We start from the raw sequence: 19,290 nt of genomic DNA on the forward strand, positions 1-19,290 counted from the left end.
ATGTATCAAAACCGCGTGACTGTTCGGCGCTCTTGGGGGACGGTCTCATAGTAAGTTCACACGGCGTCAAGACTGCGACGCGCGCTGTGCGCGAGGCGTCAAGAGTTCGTAGAGGTCGCTTGTCCACACTTCGATTCAGAGATCGAAGTGTGGAGGCACTCATGGCACGGGTACGGGTCGTCGTACACAGCACGGACCCCATGACCTACGTCGGGCTGACGAGCTACCTCAAGTCGCGCCCCGAAATGGTCATCGTCGAAAAGCACGAAGCAGGTCACGCGGACGTCGCCGTGTTCTCGACCGAGCGGCTCACGTCGGAGGCCATGAACAGGCTTCGGGCGCTCTCGGCGGAACGCACGGTGCCCACCGTCCTGATGGCGAGCGAGCTCACCGAGGCGCCGCTGCTCGCGGTGGTGGAGTGCGGTGTGGTCGCGATCCTGCCCAGGAGCGCGGTGACCGGTGACCAGCTCGTCGACAGCATCATGGCCGCTGCCGCGGGCAACGGCGTGATGCCGCGCGACATCCTCGGCAAGCTGCTCAAGAGGGTGGAGATGTTGCAGCGCGAGGTGCTGGCGCCCAACGGGCTCAACGTCGCGGGCCTGGAGCCGCGCGAGGTCGACGTCCTGCGGCTGATCGCCGAGGGATGGGGAACCGACGAAATCGCGAAAGAACTTCAGTATTCGGAGCGCACCGTCAAGAACGTCATCTACAACGTCACGAACCGCTTGAAGTTGCGCAATCGCGCCCACGCCGTCGCGTACGCGTTGCGAGCCGGAGTCATCTGAGGCCCGATTGTTCGTATTGTTCGCTGAAGTTCGTTTGGTTCACCGAGTGACCTTTAGTTCGTTCACCGCTTGACCTATTGCCGCCGAGGAACCGCGCGCGCCGCCACGCGAGCGCTCTGGTCCGGCGGACACCGTTTTCGCGAACGGCGATCGACCGCACGATCGCCGGAAAAGAGGACACGCGCACCACCGCGGGTGCGCGTGGACGATGGACCGGGGCGTCCGCACGCCCCGGTCATCCGCTTTTCAAGACCTTCTTCTGCACGTGCATCTGCGCGAGTGCCGCCAAACGAGATGACCGGCCCGTAACGGGACGCTGAACGGGACGTCAGCGGCCGGTGGCCGAGCGACCCGACTCGTGGTGGCGTTCGGCGATCTGGGAGCGCGACCGGACACCGAGCTTGCCCAGGATCCGGGTGACGTGCGCCTGGACCATCCGGCGCGGCAGCGACAGCCGGATCGCGATGTCCGGGTTGGACTGACCACTCGCGACCAGTTCGGCGATGCGGCGCTCGACCGGGGTGAGCGTGTCCCAGCCGCCGGTCGCGCGCGCGGACGCGGCGACGTCGTGGCGGATCCCGAACTCGTCCATCCTGGCCTGGGCCCTCGCCAGGTCCCACTTGGCGTCCAGCTCGGTGAAGATCTCCGCCGCCTCGGCGAACGCGCCGCGCGCGTCCGCCCGCTTCCCCGCCTTCGCCAGCAGCACGGACGCCTCGTCCAGCGCCGCGGCCAGCTCCACCCGGCGGCCGACCTGGCGGTAGTGGCCGACGGCCACGAGCGCCGGTTCGGGATCGCCGGTCACCAGCGCCTTGCACCGGTGCAGCGCGGTGTACGCCCGCGTCGGCACGGCCTCGCGGGCCGCCTCCAGCTCGGCGACCTCCATGACCTCGGCCACCCGCTCGTGGTCGCCGACCTCCAGCGCCAGCCGCAGGATGTCCGGCAGCCACTGGTGCCTCAGCATCATGTCCGCGTACGCCGGGTTCAGGATCCGCTTCACGGCGTCCAGCCCGCGCCGCACGTCACCGCTCTGCACGGCCGCGAGCGAGCGCGCCAGCAGCAGGAAGTCGCACGCCTCGCGCTCGGCGGCCGTGACCACCAGCAGCTCGTCGGCCGCGTCGAGGTGCGCGGTGGACGCGGCGGTGTCGTGGCGGTGCAGCGCGATCAGCGCGGACACGCCGTGCAGCAGCAGGCCGTTGGGGCCGGGGTCGACGAGCCCGCTGTAGCTGATCGCGGGACCGTCCTCGGTGACCGTGTCCAGTTCCAGCAGCGCCTCGTCCCAGCGGCCGGTCCAGTAGTGGTGCACCGCGGCGGAGATCTGCGGCCCGACCGGCAGGCCGTGCTTCACGGTCAGCTCGTCCACGGTGGCCAGCGCGACGTCGACCTCGTCGAGCTGGTCGAGGTTCTGGAGCGTGAACATCTTGTTGTCGAGCAGGTTGAAGTACATCCCGGCCAGCTCGGGCGCGTCCACGACGGCGGCGATGGCGTCGTCCACGTACCGCAGCGCGGTCCGGTGGTTGCGGCGCACCGACTCGACCAGCCACAGCGTCTGGAGCGCGTGCGCGATCAGGTAGGCGTCGCCGTTCGAGACGGCCTCCGCGTGCGCGGCCTTGCCCGTGACCTCGGCCTCGTCGATGTAGGTCACGTCGCGGCGCAGGTGCGCCAGCAGCGACTTGTGCCGGAGCTGCCAGATCTTCGGCACCGACGGGTCGACCTCGACCTCGGTCAGCGTCCGCAGCGCCAGCTCCCGCTTGTCCTGCCGCAGCAGCGTGGCCGCGAGCAACTGGCGCAGCTCGGCCGAGCGCGCCGGGTCGGTGGAGATCGCCAGCGCCTGCCGCGCCTCGGCGTCGGGGTTGCGGGCCAGCCGGAACAGCACGCGCACCAGCGCGGTGAGCAGCAGTTCGCGGTTCGGGTCGCGCGGGCCGACCAGGTCGAGCGACTGCTCCAGCAGGTCCGCGGCGATCAGCGGCGCGCGGTTCGACAGTTCGGCCGCGCTGCCGATGAGCCAGTCGCCGACCCACGGGTCCAGGTCCGACGCGGCGGCCACGAGCTGCTCCGCGACGCGGCTCGGGGGCGCGTCCCCCTCGGCCAGCGCCCTGGCGGCCTGCTTGTGCAGCACCCCGCGCATGGGCGCGGTGATGCTGCCGTACACGGCTTCGCGCAGCAGCGGGTGCCGGAACAGCAGCCGCGGCTCCCCGTGGCCGAGCACGTTCGCGGCCATGGCGTCCTTGACCGCGCGGGCCACCTCGGGCACCAGGCGGTCGGACAGCGCGGCGATCTGCGCGATCGTGGCCTCGGCACCGAGGACGGCCGCCCAGCGCAGCACCTCCCGCGTGCGCTCGGGCAGGGCCTGGGACGTCCGCTGCACGGCGGCGAACAAGGTGCGCGGAGCGTCGTCGGCCTGTGCCTCGTCCACGTGCGCCACGCCGTCGATCAGGTCGACGGCCTGGTCGCGGACCAGCGCGCCCACCATCTCCCGCAGGTACAGCGGGTTGCCAGCGGCGCGCGCGGTCAGCCTGCGCAGCAGGTGGCCGGGACGGCCGCCGACCATCTCCGCGGTCATCGAGTCCACGTCGAGGTACGTCAGCGGTTCGAGGACCAGCACGTCGCCGTCGTTGGCGCGGACGCGGGAGCGGAGCTGGTCCAGCTCGGCGCGGCCGTGCCGCGACCGCGAGCAGGTGACCAGCAGCAGCGGGAGCTGGCGGGTGGCCGCGGCGAGGCGCCGCCACAGCGACACCGACGACTCGTCCGCCCACTGGAGGTCGTCGAGCACCAGCACGGTCGGGGCCCGGTGGCACATCCGGTCGACCAGCGCGAGCAGCCGGTCCACGGCGCTCTGGATCGGGTCGTCGTCATCGGTGCCGCGGCTGCTCGGCTCACCGGTGCGCAGCCTGCGGGCCAGGTCGGCGCGGTCGGGGTCCGAAGAGGACTGGTCGACGCCGAGGCATTCGAGCAGCACCTGGAGGGGGAACCGGCCCGCCAGTTCGTCGGCGACCGCCCAGCCGACGTGGCAGCCCAAGCGTTCGGCGTCGGCGAGGCCGATGGCCAGCAGCTCGGTCTTCCCGATGCCCGGCTCGCCCTCGATCCACACGGTGCCGCCGACACCCGCCGCGACGTCCACCAGACGGGCGCGCAGGCGGTCGGTCTCGGCTTCCCGACCGACGAAGACCTGGCTGTTGGCGTGCCGCAGCACGCTGACGCCCGCGGGCTCCTCCTCCGGTTCCTCCTCGGCGGGCTCGGCGGGGCTCGGGGCCTCCTCGCCGCTGAGCACCACGGCGTGCGCGTGCCGCAGCGCGGGACCGGGCTTGGCCCCGACCTCGCGCGCCAGCGTCTCGCGCGCGTCGCGGAACACCGCCAGAGCCTCGGCCTGCCGCCCACCCCGGCTCAGCGCGATCATCAGCAGCGCCCGCAGCGACTCGCGCAGCGGGTAGTCCTGCACCAGCGCGCCCAGCTCGGCGGCCAGCTCGACGTGCGCGCCCAGCACCAGGCGGGACGTGGCCAGCGCTTCCACGGCGGCGACCCGGCGTTCGGCCCAGCGGGTGCGCATGTGGTCGGCGAACGGACCCGGCACGCCGGAGAACGGCTCACCGCGGAACAGGCCGAGCGCCTGCTCCAGCGTGCCCGCGGCGCCGCGGTGGTCACCGGAACCGGCGAGGACCTGCGAGCGGGCGAACAGCTTGTCGAACGCCACCGTGTCGACCCGGTGCGGGTCCAGCCGCAGCGCGTAGCCGTGCTTGGTGGAGAACAGCGTGTCCTTGCTGTCGGCCACCCCGGCCTCGGCGAGGGCGCGGCGCAGTGCGGAGACGTAGGTGTAGACGCTGCCGGGGGCGCTGACCGGGGCGGACTCGCCCCACACCTGGTCGATCAGCTCCTCGCGGGACACCGCCTGGCCCGCCCGTGAGGCGAGCACCGCGAACACGGCGCGCTGTCTGCTGGGGCCAAGGGGGATCTCGACACCGCCGAGCACCGCGCGGACCGGGCCCAGCAGTTCGACGTGCACCTGCTTGCCGCTTGCTTCCTGCACCTTCACTGTTTTCCTCAAGGCGTCGGTGTGCTCATCTGCTGGACGGTCACCCCCGGACGCCTCTGGTGCCGAATGGGGGCACGGGGGCGCAGCGGGGTCAAAGTATCAGGCCTGATCGAGTCGGGCGATCCTCTCCCGCACCTCGTCGATCGCGAACAGCGACGGTCCGACGCGAGCGATGCGGCCGTTCTCGATGAGGCCCGCGGCCTCCGACCACACCGCCCGCGCCTTCGTTCGGTCGCCGGAACCGGCCAGCGCGTCGCCCAGCAGCACCAGGCTCTCGACCTCGCCGACCAGGCTGGCCTGCTCGCGGTGCATGTCGACCGACCGCCGGAGGCAGGCGATGGCCTCCTCGTGCCGCGCCAGGCTCGCGTACGCCTCGCCGTACTCCGCCCAGCAGTTCGCCTCGCCGTGCAGGTCGTTCGACAGCCGGAACGTGTCCATGGCCTGGTCCAGCATCTCCAGCGCCTCCTCGGACCGGCCCATCCGCAGCGCGCAGACACCCATGCCCTCCAACGAGAGCGCCTCGCCCTGCTGGTGGCCCATCTCCAGGAACAAGCGGTGGGCGCGTTCGTAGTGCGCGAACGCGGCGGGGTAGTCGCCGTCGCTGATGCCGTGCCCGCGCCGCGCCAGCACGTCGCCGATGTTGCGCTGCACGTAGGCCTGGTCACCGACCCAGCCCAGCTCGTCGAGCAGGGCCTGGGTGGCGCGCAGGCAGGCGAGCGCCTCGTCGGTGTCGCCCGCGAAGTAGTGCGCCCCCGCCAGGCTGCGCAACGTCCGCGCCTCGCCGATCCGGTCACCCGTCCCGCGCGCCGCCGCCAGCGCGGCGCGCATCGTCGCCGCCCACGACAGGTGCACACCCCTGCGCTGGAAGAACTCCTGCATGTCCAGCGCCACCCGCCACGCGTGGCCGCCGAACCCGTCGGCCGGGGCGTGCTCGACGAAGTCGTGCAGCACCTCGTTCTCGGCGATGAACCACGCCATCGCGCGGTCGGTGTTCGGCACCACCTCCGGGGTCACGCCGGGGGCGGGCTCGCCCACCGGCACGGACTGCTGGTGCGGTTGGAACAACTGGCGGACCCGGTGCGCGGAGTGCAGGTAGTGGTCGGCGGTCCGCAGCCGGGCCGCCGCGCGGTCGGTGTCGGTGTCCAGCTCGTCGCCCAGTTCCAGCCCGTAGGCCCGCACCAGGTCGTGGAACTGGAACCGGCCGGGTTTGTGCTCGGTCACCAGCCTGGTGCGGCTCAGCTCGGCGAGCGCCGCGCGCGTGGCCCGCGGTTCCTCGCCGAGCACGCTGGCGCTCGCCGCGTGCGAGATGTCCGGGCCCCTGGTGCGCGCCAGCAGCCGGAACAGCCTGGCCGCGCGGGGGCTCAGCGTGCGGTAGGACCAGGAGAACACCGCCCGCAGGTCGGTGGTGTCGTCGTAGGCGAACGCGTCCAGCCCGCCCTGCGCGTCGCGCAGTTCCCTGGCGATGGCGCTCAGCGGCACGTCCGGGTACGCCGCCGCGCGGGCCGCCACGATGGCCAGTGCGAGCGGCAACCGTCCGCACATCTCCACGATCCGGTCCACCGCGTCGGGTTCGCGGGCGCTGCGGGCGTGGCCCAGCCGCAGCGCCACCATCGCGCGGGCCTCGTCCACGGCCATCGGATCCAGGGTGAACGTCTGCCCGCCCTCGGCGGTGACGAGCCCGGTCAGCCGGTTGCGGCTGGTCACGATCGCCAGGCAGTCCGGCGAACCGGGGATCAGCGGCAGCACGTGCTCGACGTCGCGGGCGTTGTCCAGCACCACGAGCATCCGCTTGTCCTTGAGGAGACTGCGGTACAGGCCGGTCTGCGCGTCCAGGTCCGCGGGGATCCGGGCGCTCGGCGTGCCCAGTGCGTACAGGAACCCGCGCAGCGCCTCGGCCGTCTCCATCACCGACCCGCTCGGGTCGTAGCCGCGGAGGTTCACGAAGAGTTGGCCGTCCGGGAAGTCGGCGGCCACGTCGTAGGCCAACCGGATAGCGACGGTGGTCTTGCCCGCGCCGGGCATTCCGTCGATGAGCGCCAGCGACATCGGCCGGTCCCGGTCGCGCAGCGACGCCACCATCCCGGCCAGCTCGGCGTCGCGGCCGCTGAACGTCGCCAGGTCCTTCGGCAACTGCGCGGGGCGGACCGCCATGTGCTCCGGCTGTCCCCCGCCGAGCGCGTCGCGGTGGGCGGCCCGCAGCCGGGTGCCGGGGTCGATGCCCAGTTCGTCGGCCAGCCGCCCGACCAGGGACCGGTACACCTCGAGCGCTTCGGCCTGCTCGCCGGACGCGGCCAGCGCCAGGATCAGCCTGGCGTGCAGCTCCTCGTTGAACGGGTCGTACGGGGCCACCCGGCGCAGCACGGGGAGCACCTCGCGGGCCGCACCGCAGCGCAGCGCGGCGTCGGCGGCCTCGGCCACCGCCGACAGGCACTCGCGGTCCAGCGCCGCGAAGTCCTGGTCCTCCAGCGGTTCCCGGCGCAGCCCCTGCGCGCACGGGGCGCTCCACAGCCGGATGCCCTCCCTGAACAGCCGTACCGCCTCGACGTCCGCCCCGCGCGCCGCGGCGGCCCGCGCACCCGCGACGAGCTGCCGGAACCGGGGCACGTCGGACGACTCCGCGTCCACCCGCAGCCGGTAGCCGCCGCCGTCGCGCAGCAGCCAGTCGCCCGACGCGCGCAGGGGGAGGTCCGGTTCCAGCACCCGGCGTAACTGCCCCACGTGCCGGTGCACGACGTTCGCCGCGCTCGCGGGGGCGTCCTCACCCCAGAGCGCCGCGATCAGCTCACCGAGACCGACGGGTTGGTCCGGGTTGACCAGCAGGACCGCCAGCAGGAGGCGTTGCTGGCGCGGGCCGAGGTCCAGTTCCTCGTCCTCGCGCCACGCCCGGAGCGGGCCGAGCAGGGAGAACCGGACGCGCGGGGAACCGCCGTGCGCAGCCGACATCCGGGCAACCCTCCCTCGCGTCCCGTGCGTCACCACCGCGGTGACCGACGACGTGCGCCGTCGCGGTGCGGCGACGGCGACGTTCCGATGAGGACCACTGCCACGATCCTAGTGCGACGCGAGGCGGTGGGGACTCGACTCGGGGTGCGCTTTTCGTTGTTCGTGCAACGAGTCCGATCCGGCGGGAGAATCGCCCTCCGGATCCCCGGACCGACGGGGTGTCCTTCTGCCGTGGGCATTTCCGCCGGGTGGGAGTAGTACCCGCCGGTCGTCCGGCCCACGCCTCCCGGCCGTGACGGGAAGCGCTTCCCGCGTGACGGCGGAGGGCCTCGGGACGGTGCGCTCGGCGGCGGCCCCGAGGGCGGACCGGGGCCTGACCAGGCGTTGTCGTGGCGTCAAGTCGCCATGCGATGGCGTCGGCCTCCCCGGCCGGCCTATCGTGGCGCGAGCCGTACCGCGTGCGCGTCCGCCGGTGTGACGACCCGGCACGTCCGGCGTCACTACTTGGTCACTCTTTCTCCACACGCGCCTGCCTACGCTGATCCGCGTGCTCGGGCCGCGCTCTTGGAGTTCCGCCGCGGAGCCGGGCCCCGTGAAGGTGTCGTTCCCAGGTTTCGCTCGCGTGGGTATGGAGAGACCATGACTGCTTCCGACAATTCGACACGAGTGGACAGGGTTGCCCCGCAGCGCCAGCGCGAGAGCGCGGCGAAGTTCTCGCCGGAACTGGCGATGCTCAACGAGCAGCAGTTCCAGCTCATGCAGATGCTGGCCGGTGGGCTGCCGGACCGCTCCATCGCGCGTCGGCTCTGCCTCGCCCCGAGAACGCTGGCACGGCGGATCTCGGAGATCTACCGCATCCTCGGCGTCGAGACGCGGTTCCAGGCGGGTGTGGCGGCGCAGCGCCTCGGGCTCATCGGGGAGCCGGTGGGGGAGGGCCGACCGGTCGTGCGACCTCGTGCGGGAGCCGCCGTTCACGGGTGATGTCCGGAAGGGCAGCGCGGGGGTACCCCTGGGGCAGTGTTGGTTGCGAGAGCCGAGTTCCCTGAAGTTAGCTTCACGTGGGACGAGGAGCGGTCGCCGGTCACGGCCGTCACGTCCGGTCCGGTGGACCGTTCCGCACCCAGCACCGTTCACCTCTCGTTCACGTCCAGGCGTGAGGGCCGACAACGCTCTCCGGCCGGGCCGAACCGAGGTGTCCCCAGCCCGAGGAGGGTTCCAGTGCCGGCAGCCAACAGGACCTCAGCAGTCGTGGTCGGCATGGGTCAGGCGCGGACCCAGTTCGAGAACACCGCCTCGACCTTCACCGGCCACCTCGACCAGGTCGACGACGAGGTGGCCCTGCTGCGCTCCACCTGGACGGGCGGCACGTCGGTGAAGTTCGGCTCCGCGCTGGAGGACTGGGCGAACGACTTCGCCGTCGTCATCCAGGAGTTGCGCGCCGTGGCCGAGGCCATGGGCGGCGGCACCGCGGTGTCCGGTGCGCGGGAAGACGAAAACGCGGTCGGCTAGTCCCGCCGCCCCTGCTCCCCGACGCCGAGAGGAAAGCGCGATGGCGCCCACCTACGCCTTCAACTTCCAGATCGCGGACAGCGTCCGCGACACCATGGCGTCCTGCACCAGGGCCGTGCTGGACCAGCTCGACGACCTCGACACCATGGCGACGAGCAGCATGGCCGGGTGGGACGGTGCGGCGCGCGAGGCCTACGCGGTCCACAAGGCCAATTGGGACAGCGCCGCCGCCAGGATGCCGGAGGCGCTCGGCCGGGTGGAGGCCGCGCTGCACGAGATCTCGGGCGGCTACCTCAAGGTCGAGCACTACGCGCACGGCATGTGGCTGTAGCGGACGGCTCACCGGCCGGGAGGTCTCCCGGTGTCAGATCCAGTACGTGCGGACCTGGTTGATGCTGTCGACGAGGTCCTGCGGCACGGGTTCGACCGCCTTGTTGGCCGTGGTGTCGAGCGAGCGCACCACGGACTTCAGCCACCGGGTGGTGAACCGGGTGCGGCTGGACAGCACGGGGTCGGCGTCGCGCGCCGCGGCCGACATCGCGACCCGCAGGTCGGTCAGCGACCGGGACCACGCGGCGGCGCAGTCGGTGGAGTGCAGTTGGACCAGCCCGCCCTTGTCGGGCAGCGACGCGAGCACCCGCGTGATCGCCTTGTGCAGCGGCCGGAACACCTCGGGCTCGCGCCACGGGCCGACCTCGCCGACGCGGCGGCGCATGATGGCCCGCAGCCGCTTGTCACCGCTCTCCACGAGGGGGTAGGGCACGCCGAGCTGCTTGCCGGGCGGGCAGTCGTGGGTGTACTCCGCGAACCTCGCGTCGAGCACCTCCCGCAACCCCACCAGGTAGCCGCGCAGCCGGTCGATCTCCAGTTGGTCGAACAGGCCCAGCACGAGGTGGTCGCCGACGCGGTCCCAGCAGATCAAGGCCTACCCCTTCCTCGTTGACGGGTCTGGTCCGAGTAGACCACCGTCGTTCCGCGAAAGGCCGGGAATCGCCGATCTGTGGTCACCGGTACCCCGGCGGCTGCACTTTCACACCTCGGCCGCCGCGTTCCGGTCGATCATTGCGTTGGCAACGATCATTCCCACCGTTCGGAACACCTGTTCCGAATCCGCTACGCTCGGTCACGCTGGTGGTTCGCCGATCCCCTCGGGGCGGGGCGAGGCAAGAGGGAACCCGGTGGGAATCCGGGACTGCCCCGCAGCGGTGAGCGGGAACGACCGCCGTCACGAGAGCACTGGGCCCGCGGGCCTGGGAAGCGACGGCCAGTAGGTCCACCGGTCCTCCGGTGGGTGCCCGCGAGTCCGAAGACCTGCCACCGGTACGCGCACCACCGGTGCGCGTGGAGTCCGGGACCTCGTGGGAAGGTTCGCGCGGACTTGGGCGGCGTGCGCGTCGCTCCTCCTCGCGCGCCCCGCGGCGGCTCGGTCTCGTCGGCACGCTCGCGAGGAGAGAGCTGTGAACACCCCCGCCATCGGAAGCACCGTCCTGGGCTATCCCCGGATCGGCCCCCGCCGTGAACTCAAGCGCGCCGTGGAGGCCTACTGGGCGGGCCGCCTCGACGCCGACGCGCTGGCCGTCGTCGCCCGCGACCTGCGTGCGGACACCTGGAGGGAACTGGCCGCCGCGGGTCTGGACTCGGTGCCCGGCAACACCTTTTCGTTCTACGACCACGTGCTGGACACGGCCGTGCTGTTCGACGCGGTGCCGCGGCGGTTCCGCGACCTGGGACTGTCCCCTGTGGACACCTACTTCGCCGCCGCTCGCGGTCGCGACGGTGTTCCGCCGCTGGAGCTGACCAAGTGGTTCGACACCAACTACCACTACCTCGTGCCGGAGCTGGACCCGTCGACCCGGTTCGCGCTGACCGGCGACAAGCCGATCGCGGAGTTCCGCGAGGCGCTCGACCTCGGCGTGACGACCCGGCCGGTGCTGCTCGGTCCCGTCACGTTCCTGTTGCTGGCCAAGGCTTCCGCCGCCGCGCCTGCGGACTTCACCCCGCTGGACCTGCTGGACCGGCTCGTCGACCGGTACGTCGACCTGCTGTCCGCGCTGGCCGACGCGGGCGCGCCGTGGGTGCAGCTCGACGAGCCCGCGTTCGCGGCGGACCGCACCGAGGCCGAACTGGCCGCGCTGCGCCGCGCGTACACCAGGCTGGGTGAGGCCACCGCCCGCCCGGCGATCCTGGTCGCGGGCTACTTCGGCGACCTCGGCGACGCGCTGCCCGTGCTGGCCGACGCCCCGGTCGAGGCCGTCGCGGTCGACCTGGTCACCGCGCCCGCCTCGGTGAACCGGATCCCGACCCTGTTGGGACTGCGGGACAAGACGCTGGTCGCGGGGTTGGTGGACGGCCGCAACGTGTGGCGCGCCGACCTCCGCGGCGCCCTGTCCACGGCCGCGACCCTGCTCGGCTCGGTGGGCGAGCTGGCCGTGTCGACGTCGTGCTCGCTGCTGCACGTGCCGTACGACCTGGACGCCGAGACGGACCTGGACCCGGCGGTCGTGGCCAGGCTGGCGTTCGCGCGGCAGAAGGTGGCCGAGGTGGTGCTGCTCGGCACCGCGCTGCGGCGCGACGGCACCGAGATCGGCTCCGCGACCGGCGGCACCCCCTCGGTCGACGCCGGGGTGCGGGCCCGGATCGCCGAGCTGGGGCCCGAGCACCGCACCCGCGCCCCGTACGCCGAGCGCGCCGCCGTGCAGCGGACCAGGCTCGCGTTGCCCCCGCTGGCGACGACGACCATCGGCTCGTTCCCGCAGACCGGCGAGGTCCGCAAGGCCAGGGCGGGCCTCCGCGACGGCACGCTGGACGAGGCCGGGTACGCGGAGCGGATGCGCGCCGAGATCGAGCGCGTGGTCCGGTTGCAGGAGGAGATCGGGCTGGACGTGCTGGTGCACGGCGAGCCCGAGCGCAACGACATGGTGCAGTACTTCGCCGAGCACCTGGACGGGTTCGCGTCGACGAACCTCGGCTGGGTGCAGTCCTACGGTTCGCGCTGCGTGCGCCCGCCGATCATCCACGGCGACGTGTCCCGCCCCGAGCCGATCACCGTCGGCTGGAGCTCCTACGCCCAGTCGCTGACCGGCAAGCCGGTGAAGGGCATGCTCACCGGTCCCGTCACCATCCTGGCCTGGAGCTTCGTCCGCGACGACCAGCCGCTGGCCGCCACCGCCGAGCAGGTGGCGCTGGCCCTGCGGGACGAGATCCGCGACCTGGAGGAAGCGGGCATCGGCATCGTCCAGGTCGACGAGCCCGCGCTGCGGGAACTCCTGCCGCTGCGCGCCGAGCAGCGCGAGGACTACCTGGACTGGGCCGTCGGCTCGTTCCGGCTGGCTACCGCGGGCGCGGCGACGGCCACCCAGGTGCACACCCACCTGTGCTACTCGGAGTTCGGCGACGTCATCGACGCCATCGACGGCCTGGACGCGGACGTGACCACCATCGAGGCCGCCCGGTCCCGCATGGAGGTGCTGGACGACCTGAGGTCGATCGGCTTCGGCCGCGCCGTCGGCCCCGGCGTGTACGACATCCACTCGCCGACCGTGCCGACCGAGGACGAGGTCGTCGACCTGTTGCGCGCGGCGCTGGACGCCGTGCCCGGCGAACTCCTGTGGGTCAACCCGGACTGCGGCCTGAAGACCCGCGGCTACGCGGAGGTGGAGCCCGCGCTGCGCACGCTGGTCGCCGCCGCCCACCGCGTGCGGGGCTGATCCCGGTGGGGGAACGGCGGTACCGCCGTTCCCCCACCTGAGTAGGTTCGGGGCGTGGACGCGGTGTGGGGCGGGGCGGAGCTGGACCTGGACGCCTACCTGGCCAGGATCGGGTACGACGGCGACCGGGCACCGACCGCCGGGACGCTGAGGGCCGTCCAGCGTGCCCACGTCACGTCGATCCCCTGGGAGAACCTGGACATGGTCCTGGCCCGCCCGGTCGACCTGGCCGTGCCCGCGTTGCAGGCGAAGCTGGTCCACGGCACCCGTGGCGGCACCTGTTCCGAGCACACCACCCTCTTCGCCGCCGCGCTGGACGGCCTCGGCTTTCCCGTGACCGGCATGCAGGGCCGCGTCCGCCTCGGCGGCACCGCGGAGATCTTCCCGTCCAGCCACAACGTCCTGCGCGTCACCGCCGACGACCGCGTCTGGCTGTGCGACGCCGGTTTCGGCGCGGGCCCGCTGGAACCGGTGGAGCTGGCCGACGGCGCCGAGTCCGCCCAGGGCGGGTGGCGCTACCGCCTCACCCGCGACGCGCCCGAGTGGGTCCTGCACTCGTGGCGGGTCGACCGCTGGCTGGCCGTCCACGCCTTCACCGAGTCACCGCGCTACCCGATCGACTTCCTGGTCAGCAACCACTTCATCGCGACGCACCCGCGTTCCCACTTCCACGGCCGCGTCGTGGCCCAGCGCATGGGCGACGACAGGCTGGTGGTCCTGGAGGGCACCCGCCTCACCACCCACCACCAGCCCGCGGGCCGGGAGGACCGGGAACTGGCCCCGGCCGAGGTGATCACCGCGCTCGCGGACGTGTTCGGCGTGGTCCTGGAGGACGACGACGCCAAGGCGGTCATCACCGCGCTCGGCGGCTGAACCCGTTCACGCCGGGTAGGTGTGGACCTCGGTCGCCTTCAACGCCGCCCACAGCCGGGTGCCCGCCACCAGGCGCAGCTCCGCCACGACGGCGGTGGTCACGTCGACCAGCACCGCCGGACTCCCGGACAGCCGCACCCGAACGGTGTGCGCGTGCTGCTCGACGCCGACCACGGTCACCTCCCAGGTGTTCCGCGGGCTCCCGGAGGGCCGGGACGGGTGCAGGCTCACGGCCGACGGCGGGAACGCCACGTGCACCGGACCGGACGCGGGTGAGGCGACCGTCAGCGCGCCGCCGTCGGCCAGCTCCACCGTCGTGCCGGACGCCTCCCCCCGGTACAGGTTCAGGCCGACGAGCTGGGCCACGTAGTCGGTTCGCGGCTGCCTGGCGACCTCGGTCGGCGGACCGGTCTGCACGACCCGTCCGCGTTCCACGATCACCAGCCGGTCGGCCAGCACCATCGCGTCCAGCGGGTCGTGCGTGACGAGCAGCGTCCGGCCGGGGTAGTCGGCCAGGTGCCGCCCGAGTTCGGTGCGCACCATGAGCCTGCTCCCGGCGTCCAGCGCGGCCAGCGGCTCGTCCAGCAGCAGCAACGACGGCGTGGTCGCCAACGCCCGCGCCAGCGCCACCCGCTGCGCCTGCCCGCCGGACAGCGCACCGGGCTTGGCGCCCGCGTGGTCGCCCAGCCCGACGCGCTCCAGCCACTCGGCGGCGGTCCGGCGCGCGGACCGCCGGTCGACGCCCCGCGCCCGCAGGCCGAACGCGACGTTCTCCACGGCGGTGAGGTGCGCGAACAGCAGGTAGTCCTGGAACACCACGCCGACCGGCCGCAGCTCGGGGCGCAGGAAGACCGACGGTGGCTCGTCCCACGCGGTGTCGTCGAGCTGGATCCGCCCGCCGTCCAGCGGGAGCAGCCCCGCCAACGCGCGCAGCGCCGTCGTCTTGCCCGCGCCGTTCGGCCCGAGCAGCGCGACGACCTCGCCGGGTGCCACCGTGAGCGCGATGTCGAGGTGGAACGCCGACCGCTCGACCCGGATGTCGGCCTTCAGGGTCACGTCGCGCCCCTGATCCACCGGTCGCGCAGGCTCGCCAGCACGACGACCGACACCAGCAGCAGCACGATGCTCAGCACGATCGCCGCGTCCGGATCTGTCTCCAGGGCCAGGTACACGGCGAGCGGCATGGTGGTCGTCCGGCCGGGGAAGTTGCCCGCGAACGTGATGGTGGCCCCGAACTCGCCCAACGCGCGCGCCCAGCACAGCACGGTCCCGGCCACGATCCCCGGCATGATCGTCGGCAGCGTGACCCGCCGGAACGTGAGCCAGCGGGACGCGCCGAGCGTGGCGGCGGCCTCCTCGAACCGCGGGTCGGCCGCCCGCAGCGCGCCCTCGACGGAGATCACCAGGAACGGCATCGCCACGAACGCCTCGGCGATCACGACCCCGGTCGTGGTGAACGGCAGCGAGATCCCGAACCAGGAGTCCAGGTAGGTCCCGATCAGCCCGCGCCGTCCCAGCACCAGCAGCAGCGCCACCCCGCCCACGACCGGCGGCAGCACCAGCGGCACGGTCACCAGCGCCCGCAGGAACCCGCGCCCCGGCACGTCACCGCGCGCCAGCAGCCACGCCAGCGGGACGCCGAGGACCAGGCAGATGACGGTCGCCAGGCTGGCGCAGACCAGGGACAGCGCCAGCGCCTCGCCGACGGCGGGGCTGGAGAGCTGGTCGAGCAGCGTCGGCCACGGCGCGCGGACCAGCAGTCCCGCCAGCGGGACCACGAGGAACGCCAGCCCGATCACCGCGGGCACGACGAGGACGGCGGGGAGCCGCCCCCGCGTGCCCGCTCGGCGGGTCACGGAGCGGCGAAGCCCGCGCCGGACAGCACCTCGCGGCCCTCGGCCGACAGGACGAAGTCGACGAAGGCCTTGGCCGCCGCGGCGTTCGGCGCCTTCGCCAGCGGCGCGATCGGGTAGTCGTTCACGGCCTTGTCGGCTTCCGCGAACTCGATGCCCTCGACCTCGGAGCCCGCGGCTTTCACGTCGGTCTTGTAGACCAGGGCGGCGTCCACCTCGCCGAGCTTCACCTTGGTGAGCACGGCCTTCACGTCCTGTTCCAGCGTGTCCGGCGCGGCCGTGGTCCCGGCCGCCTCGAACACCTTCTTGGCCGCCGCGCCGCACGGCACCTGCTCGGCGCACAGGGCGATCTTCAGGTCGGCCTTGCCGAAGTCGGCGAGCCCGGTGACCTTCGCCGGGTTCCCCTTCGGCACCACGATCTCCAGCTTGTTCTTCACGAACGTGGTCGCGGTGCCGGTGATCCCGCCCGCGTCGCTCACCTGCTTCATGTTGGCGGGCGCGGCGGAGGCGAACACGTCGGCGGGCGCGCCGGAGTTGATCTGCTGCGCCAGCGCGGAGCTGCCCGCGAAGTTGAAGGTCACCTCCACGCCGGGGTTGGCGGCCTTGAACCGCTTCCCCAGCTCGGTGAACGACTCCGTCAGCGACGCGGCGGCGAACGCCGTCAGCGCCCCGGTGACGGCGGGCGCGCCGGACGTCGACGGGGCGGACGGCTCCGCGGTGTCCTTCGTCGAGCACCCGGCCAGCGACAGCGCCGCGGCGAGCACGAGCACAGCGGTGCGACGGAACATTCAGGCCTCCGGGATCTCGACCACGACGTGCGTTGACTTGATCGAGGCGACGGCGACGACCCCGACCTCCAGCCCGAGCTCCTCGGCGGCCTCCCTGCTCATCAGGGACACCACCCGGAACGGACCGGCCTGCATCTCGACCTGCGCCATCACGCCGTCCTTCACCACGCGGGTGACGATGCCCCGCATCCGGTTGCGGGCGGACGCGGCGACCGTGCTCCCCGATTCGGGGTTGTCGGCGAGCTGCTGCGCGAACGCGGCCAGCGCGCTGCCCTCGACGGCCATCCGCCCGTTGTCCCCGTGGACGACCGGGAGTCGGCCCTGATCAGCCCACCGGCGCACGGTGTCGTCGCTGACCCCGAGGAGGGCGGCGGCTTCGCTGATCCGCAGATTCGGCATACCGCGAAGTCTATAGCCGCGTTCGCGGCAGTCCACGTCATCCGTGGATGCGGGCCCAATTGTGACAAACATCCGCAGAAGCGGATCACTGAGAGCGAACAGCACGTGTTCGCGGAAATCGGATGTTCCCCTGATGGTGGCTTCTGCGGAGGCCGATCCCGACCTACCGTGGACGTCATGGACTCACTGCCGGACGTGCGGATCCCCGCGCCGCGGCCACCGCTGCGCGACGACCAGGTGCTGGTCAGCGGCGACGTCACCCGTGAATGGGTGATCGCGACGCCGGACCTGCACGCCCACGCGGGCCTGCCGGTCGACGTCCAGTACGTCACCACCCGCTGCCGTGAGGTGCACCACGTCCAGGGCGTGCCGCTGCACCGGGTCCTGCGGCGGGCCTGCCTGCTGCTGGCGGAGGGCGGCAAGATGGACCACCTGAACTTCGCCGTGCTCGCCCGGTCGGAGGACGGCTTCCAGGCGCTCCTGTCGTGGGCCGAGATCGACCCGGAGTTCGGCGGCTGCTCGGCCCTGCTCGCGACCCGGTACAACGGTGTCGTCCTGACCAGGCCGACGCTGGTCGTCCCGTCGGACGGCCGGTCCAGCCGGTACGTCCGCCGCGTGTGCCGCCTGCACCTCGTGCGGGTCCCGGTCAGCGCACCCTGACCGGCAGCGCGCTCAAGCCGCGCACGAGCGTGCTCCTGCGCCACACCAGCTCGTCGGGTGCCCCGTCGAGCGCCAGCCCGTCGAACCTCGCCAGCAGCGCGCCGAGGGCGATCCTGGCCTCCAGGCGCGCGAGCGGCGCCCCGACGCAGTAGTGGATCCCGTGCCCGAAGGCCAGGTGGCCGGTCGCGGGCCTGGTGGTGTCGAGGGTGTCGGGGTCGGGGAACCTCGCCCCGTCCTGGTTGGCGGCCAGCAGGGAGATCATCACGAACTGGTCGGCCGGGATCTCGACGTCACCGACGCGCACGGGTTCCGTGGTGAACCGCGTGGTCGCGATGTGGATCGGGCTGTCGTAGCGCAGGAACTCCTCGATCGCGGTCGGCAGGCCCGTCGGATCGGCCTTGAGCGCGGCCATCTGGTCCGGGTGCCGCAGCAGCGCGAGGACGCCGTTGGCGATGAGGTTCGCCGTCGTCTCGTGGCCCGCGAAGACGAGCAGGAACGCCATCGCCACCAGTTCCGGCTCCGACAGCCGGTCGCCGTCCACCATGACGTGCACGAGGTCCGACAGCAGGTCGTCGCCGGGGTCCTCCCGCTTCTCCACGATCAGGGCGGCGAAGTAGGCCTTGATCTCCCGGCCCGCCTTCGCCACCTCCTCCGTCGAGGAGGCGAGCACGAACGGCGTCGACCACTCCCGGACCTTCTTGCGGTCGGCGTGCGGGACGCCGAGCAGTTCCGAGATGACCTCGATCGGGAGCGGGAGGGCGAACGACTCCACCAGGTCGACGCGTCCGCGCGCGGCCACGTCGTCCAGCAGGTCGTCGACGACCCGCTCGATCCTCGGGGTCAGCCGCGCCACCGCCTTCGCGGTGAAGGCCTTGGACACCAGCTTGCGCAGCCTGGTGTGGTCCGGCGGGTCGCTCTGGAGCATGTTGTGCGACAGGTCGCTCGACAGCGCCAGCCCCACGTCGGCCGGGTACAGCTCCAGCGCGCGGAGGTGGTCCTTGGCCACGCGCGGGTCGGCCAGCAGCGCCCTCGCCCCGGCGTAGTCGGTGACGAGCCAAGCGTCCGGGGCCGCCGTCATCGACACCCGGCGCACTGGGCCGGTCCCGCGGAGTTCGCGGTACACCTCGTGCGGGTCGTGCACGAAGCGGCGGTTGACCCGCAGCGGGGCCTCGGACCGCAGGTCGGTCATCGGTCGCACGCGGGCGCGTCGGCGTCCCTGGAGAGCGGGGAGCCCGCCGGGTTCACGTAGAGGACCTCCAGCACCATCGGCGTCGTGCCCAGGTTGCGTCCGATGTGGACGTACTCGGCGCCGCCCGACTCGGTGATCGACTCGCCCGCCCGGTACACGCCGTCGACGGAGCAGGTGTCGTCGTAGTGCGTGAGGGTGCCGGACTTCACCACGCCGAACAGCCTGCCGTCGTGGAAGTGCCACCCGGTCGCGCCGCCGGGCTGGATGGTGATCTCGCGGACGACGTAGTCCTTGTCGCCGACCGTCTTCTGGAAGAGCAGCTTCGCGGACACGCCGGTGCCGGGGGTGGCGGACGAGACGCCCGCGAGACCGCCGAGCCAGGCGACCGCGACGGCGCCGACGACCAGGGCACGACGGAGAACGGCGCTGCGCATTCGAGTCCTGCTTTCCTCGGCGATCGGGGGACGGCTCCATGCTAGGAGCCGAAGACGGCCCACCGCCGGGCTCGACACCCGAGCGGCACGCGCCCTACCAGGCGAAGTTCCCGTTCACGCACG

The 19,290-nt window shown here is 72.5% G+C and carries 16 protein-coding genes and 1 riboswitch; of the genes, 7 read left to right on the forward strand and 9 right to left on the reverse strand.

Features of this window, described 5'->3' with window-relative positions:
- Positions 1–200: 200 nt before the first annotated feature.
- Positions 201–785, forward strand: a complete 585-nt coding sequence (locus NZH93_RS03760; protein WP_259621482.1) for a helix-turn-helix transcriptional regulator — start codon at positions 201–203, stop codon at positions 783–785.
- Between the two features lie 328 nt (positions 786–1,113).
- Here the strand turns inward: NZH93_RS03760 and NZH93_RS03765 are convergent, their stop codons facing one another.
- Entirely contained in the window at positions 1,114–4,806 is a 3,693-nt protein-coding gene (locus NZH93_RS03765) for a BTAD domain-containing putative transcriptional regulator (protein ID WP_259621483.1), read from the reverse strand.
- Positions 4,807–4,911: 105 nt separating this feature from the next.
- Entirely contained in the window at positions 4,912–7,755 is a 2,844-nt protein-coding gene (locus tag NZH93_RS03770; protein ID WP_259621484.1) for an AfsR/SARP family transcriptional regulator, read from the reverse strand.
- A 639-nt stretch (positions 7,756–8,394) separates the two neighbouring features.
- Here NZH93_RS03770 and NZH93_RS03775 point away from each other — a divergent pair.
- The 3 genes from NZH93_RS03775 (at position 8,395) to NZH93_RS03785 (ending at position 9,595) form a co-directional block, all read left to right on the forward strand.
- Positions 8,395–8,736 (forward strand): response regulator transcription factor, encoded by a 342-nt coding sequence (locus NZH93_RS03775; protein WP_259621485.1) that lies wholly within the window; start codon positions 8,395–8,397, stop codon positions 8,734–8,736.
- A 237-nt stretch (positions 8,737–8,973) separates the two neighbouring features.
- Entirely contained in the window at positions 8,974–9,264 is a 291-nt protein-coding gene (locus NZH93_RS03780; protein ID WP_259621486.1) for a WXG100 family type VII secretion target, read from the forward strand.
- Positions 9,265–9,304: 40 nt separating this feature from the next.
- The gene (locus NZH93_RS03785; RefSeq protein ID WP_259621487.1) at positions 9,305–9,595 is read left to right on the forward strand and encodes a WXG100 family type VII secretion target; all 291 of its coding nucleotides are present in this window, start codon (positions 9,305–9,307) and stop codon (positions 9,593–9,595) included.
- Positions 9,596–9,628: 33 nt separating this feature from the next.
- Here the strand turns inward: NZH93_RS03785 and NZH93_RS03790 are convergent, their stop codons facing one another.
- A complete protein-coding gene (locus NZH93_RS03790; RefSeq protein ID WP_259621488.1) occupies positions 9,629–10,186 on the reverse strand; it encodes a DUF2017 family protein in 558 nt (185 codons plus the stop codon).
- 193 nt (positions 10,187–10,379) lie between these two features.
- A riboswitch (cobalamin riboswitch) is annotated at positions 10,380–10,597 on the forward strand.
- Positions 10,598–10,721: 124 nt separating this feature from the next.
- Between NZH93_RS03790 and metE the strand changes: the two genes are divergently transcribed.
- Both metE and NZH93_RS03800 read left to right on the forward strand, forming a co-directional pair.
- Entirely contained in the window at positions 10,722–12,971 is a 2,250-nt protein-coding gene (gene metE / locus NZH93_RS03795; protein WP_259621489.1) for a 5-methyltetrahydropteroyltriglutamate--homocysteine S-methyltransferase, read from the forward strand.
- 54 nt (positions 12,972–13,025) lie between these two features.
- Positions 13,026–13,844, forward strand: a complete 819-nt coding sequence (locus NZH93_RS03800) for an arylamine N-acetyltransferase family protein (RefSeq protein WP_259621490.1) — start codon at positions 13,026–13,028, stop codon at positions 13,842–13,844.
- A 6-nt stretch (positions 13,845–13,850) separates the two neighbouring features.
- Here the strand turns inward: NZH93_RS03800 and NZH93_RS03805 are convergent, their stop codons facing one another.
- The 4 genes from NZH93_RS03805 to NZH93_RS03820 are packed head-to-tail and all read right to left on the reverse strand — an operon-like array spanning position 13,851 to position 16,884.
- Positions 13,851–14,900, reverse strand: coding sequence for an ABC transporter ATP-binding protein (locus NZH93_RS03805; RefSeq protein WP_259621491.1), 1,050 nt, complete (start codon positions 14,898–14,900; stop codon positions 13,851–13,853).
- Positions 14,897–15,700 (reverse strand): molybdate ABC transporter permease subunit, encoded by an 804-nt coding sequence (gene modB, locus NZH93_RS03810; protein WP_259621492.1) that lies wholly within the window; start codon positions 15,698–15,700, stop codon positions 14,897–14,899. The genes NZH93_RS03805 and modB overlap by 4 nt, the downstream gene beginning before the upstream one ends.
- Entirely contained in the window at positions 15,697–16,485 is a 789-nt protein-coding gene (gene modA / locus NZH93_RS03815; protein WP_259621493.1) for a molybdate ABC transporter substrate-binding protein, read from the reverse strand. Before modA ends, modB begins: the two co-directional genes overlap by 4 nt.
- A complete protein-coding gene (locus tag NZH93_RS03820) occupies positions 16,486–16,884 on the reverse strand; it encodes a TOBE domain-containing protein (protein WP_259621494.1) in 399 nt (132 codons plus the stop codon). It lies immediately after the preceding gene.
- A gap of 177 nt (positions 16,885–17,061) precedes the next feature.
- Between NZH93_RS03820 and NZH93_RS03825 the strand changes: the two genes are divergently transcribed.
- Positions 17,062–17,544, forward strand: coding sequence for a molybdopterin-binding protein (locus NZH93_RS03825; RefSeq protein ID WP_259621495.1), 483 nt, complete (start codon positions 17,062–17,064; stop codon positions 17,542–17,544).
- On the opposite strand, the gene NZH93_RS03830 is transcribed toward NZH93_RS03825, so the two are convergent.
- Complete coding sequence (locus NZH93_RS03830) at positions 17,531–18,733, reverse strand: cytochrome P450 family protein (RefSeq protein ID WP_259621496.1); 1,203 nt, start codon at positions 18,731–18,733, stop codon at positions 17,531–17,533. The two genes, NZH93_RS03825 and NZH93_RS03830, sit on opposite strands and share 14 nt — an antisense overlap.
- The gene (locus tag NZH93_RS03835) at positions 18,730–19,167 is read right to left on the reverse strand and encodes a cupin domain-containing protein (RefSeq protein ID WP_259621497.1); all 438 of its coding nucleotides are present in this window, start codon (positions 19,165–19,167) and stop codon (positions 18,730–18,732) included. The genes NZH93_RS03830 and NZH93_RS03835 overlap by 4 nt, the downstream gene beginning before the upstream one ends.
- Between the last annotated feature and the right edge of the window lie 123 nt (positions 19,168–19,290).

The organism is Umezawaea endophytica (genome assembly GCF_025061645.1).
In the GTDB taxonomy this organism is placed as follows: domain Bacteria; phylum Actinomycetota; class Actinomycetes; order Mycobacteriales; family Pseudonocardiaceae; genus Umezawaea; species Umezawaea endophytica.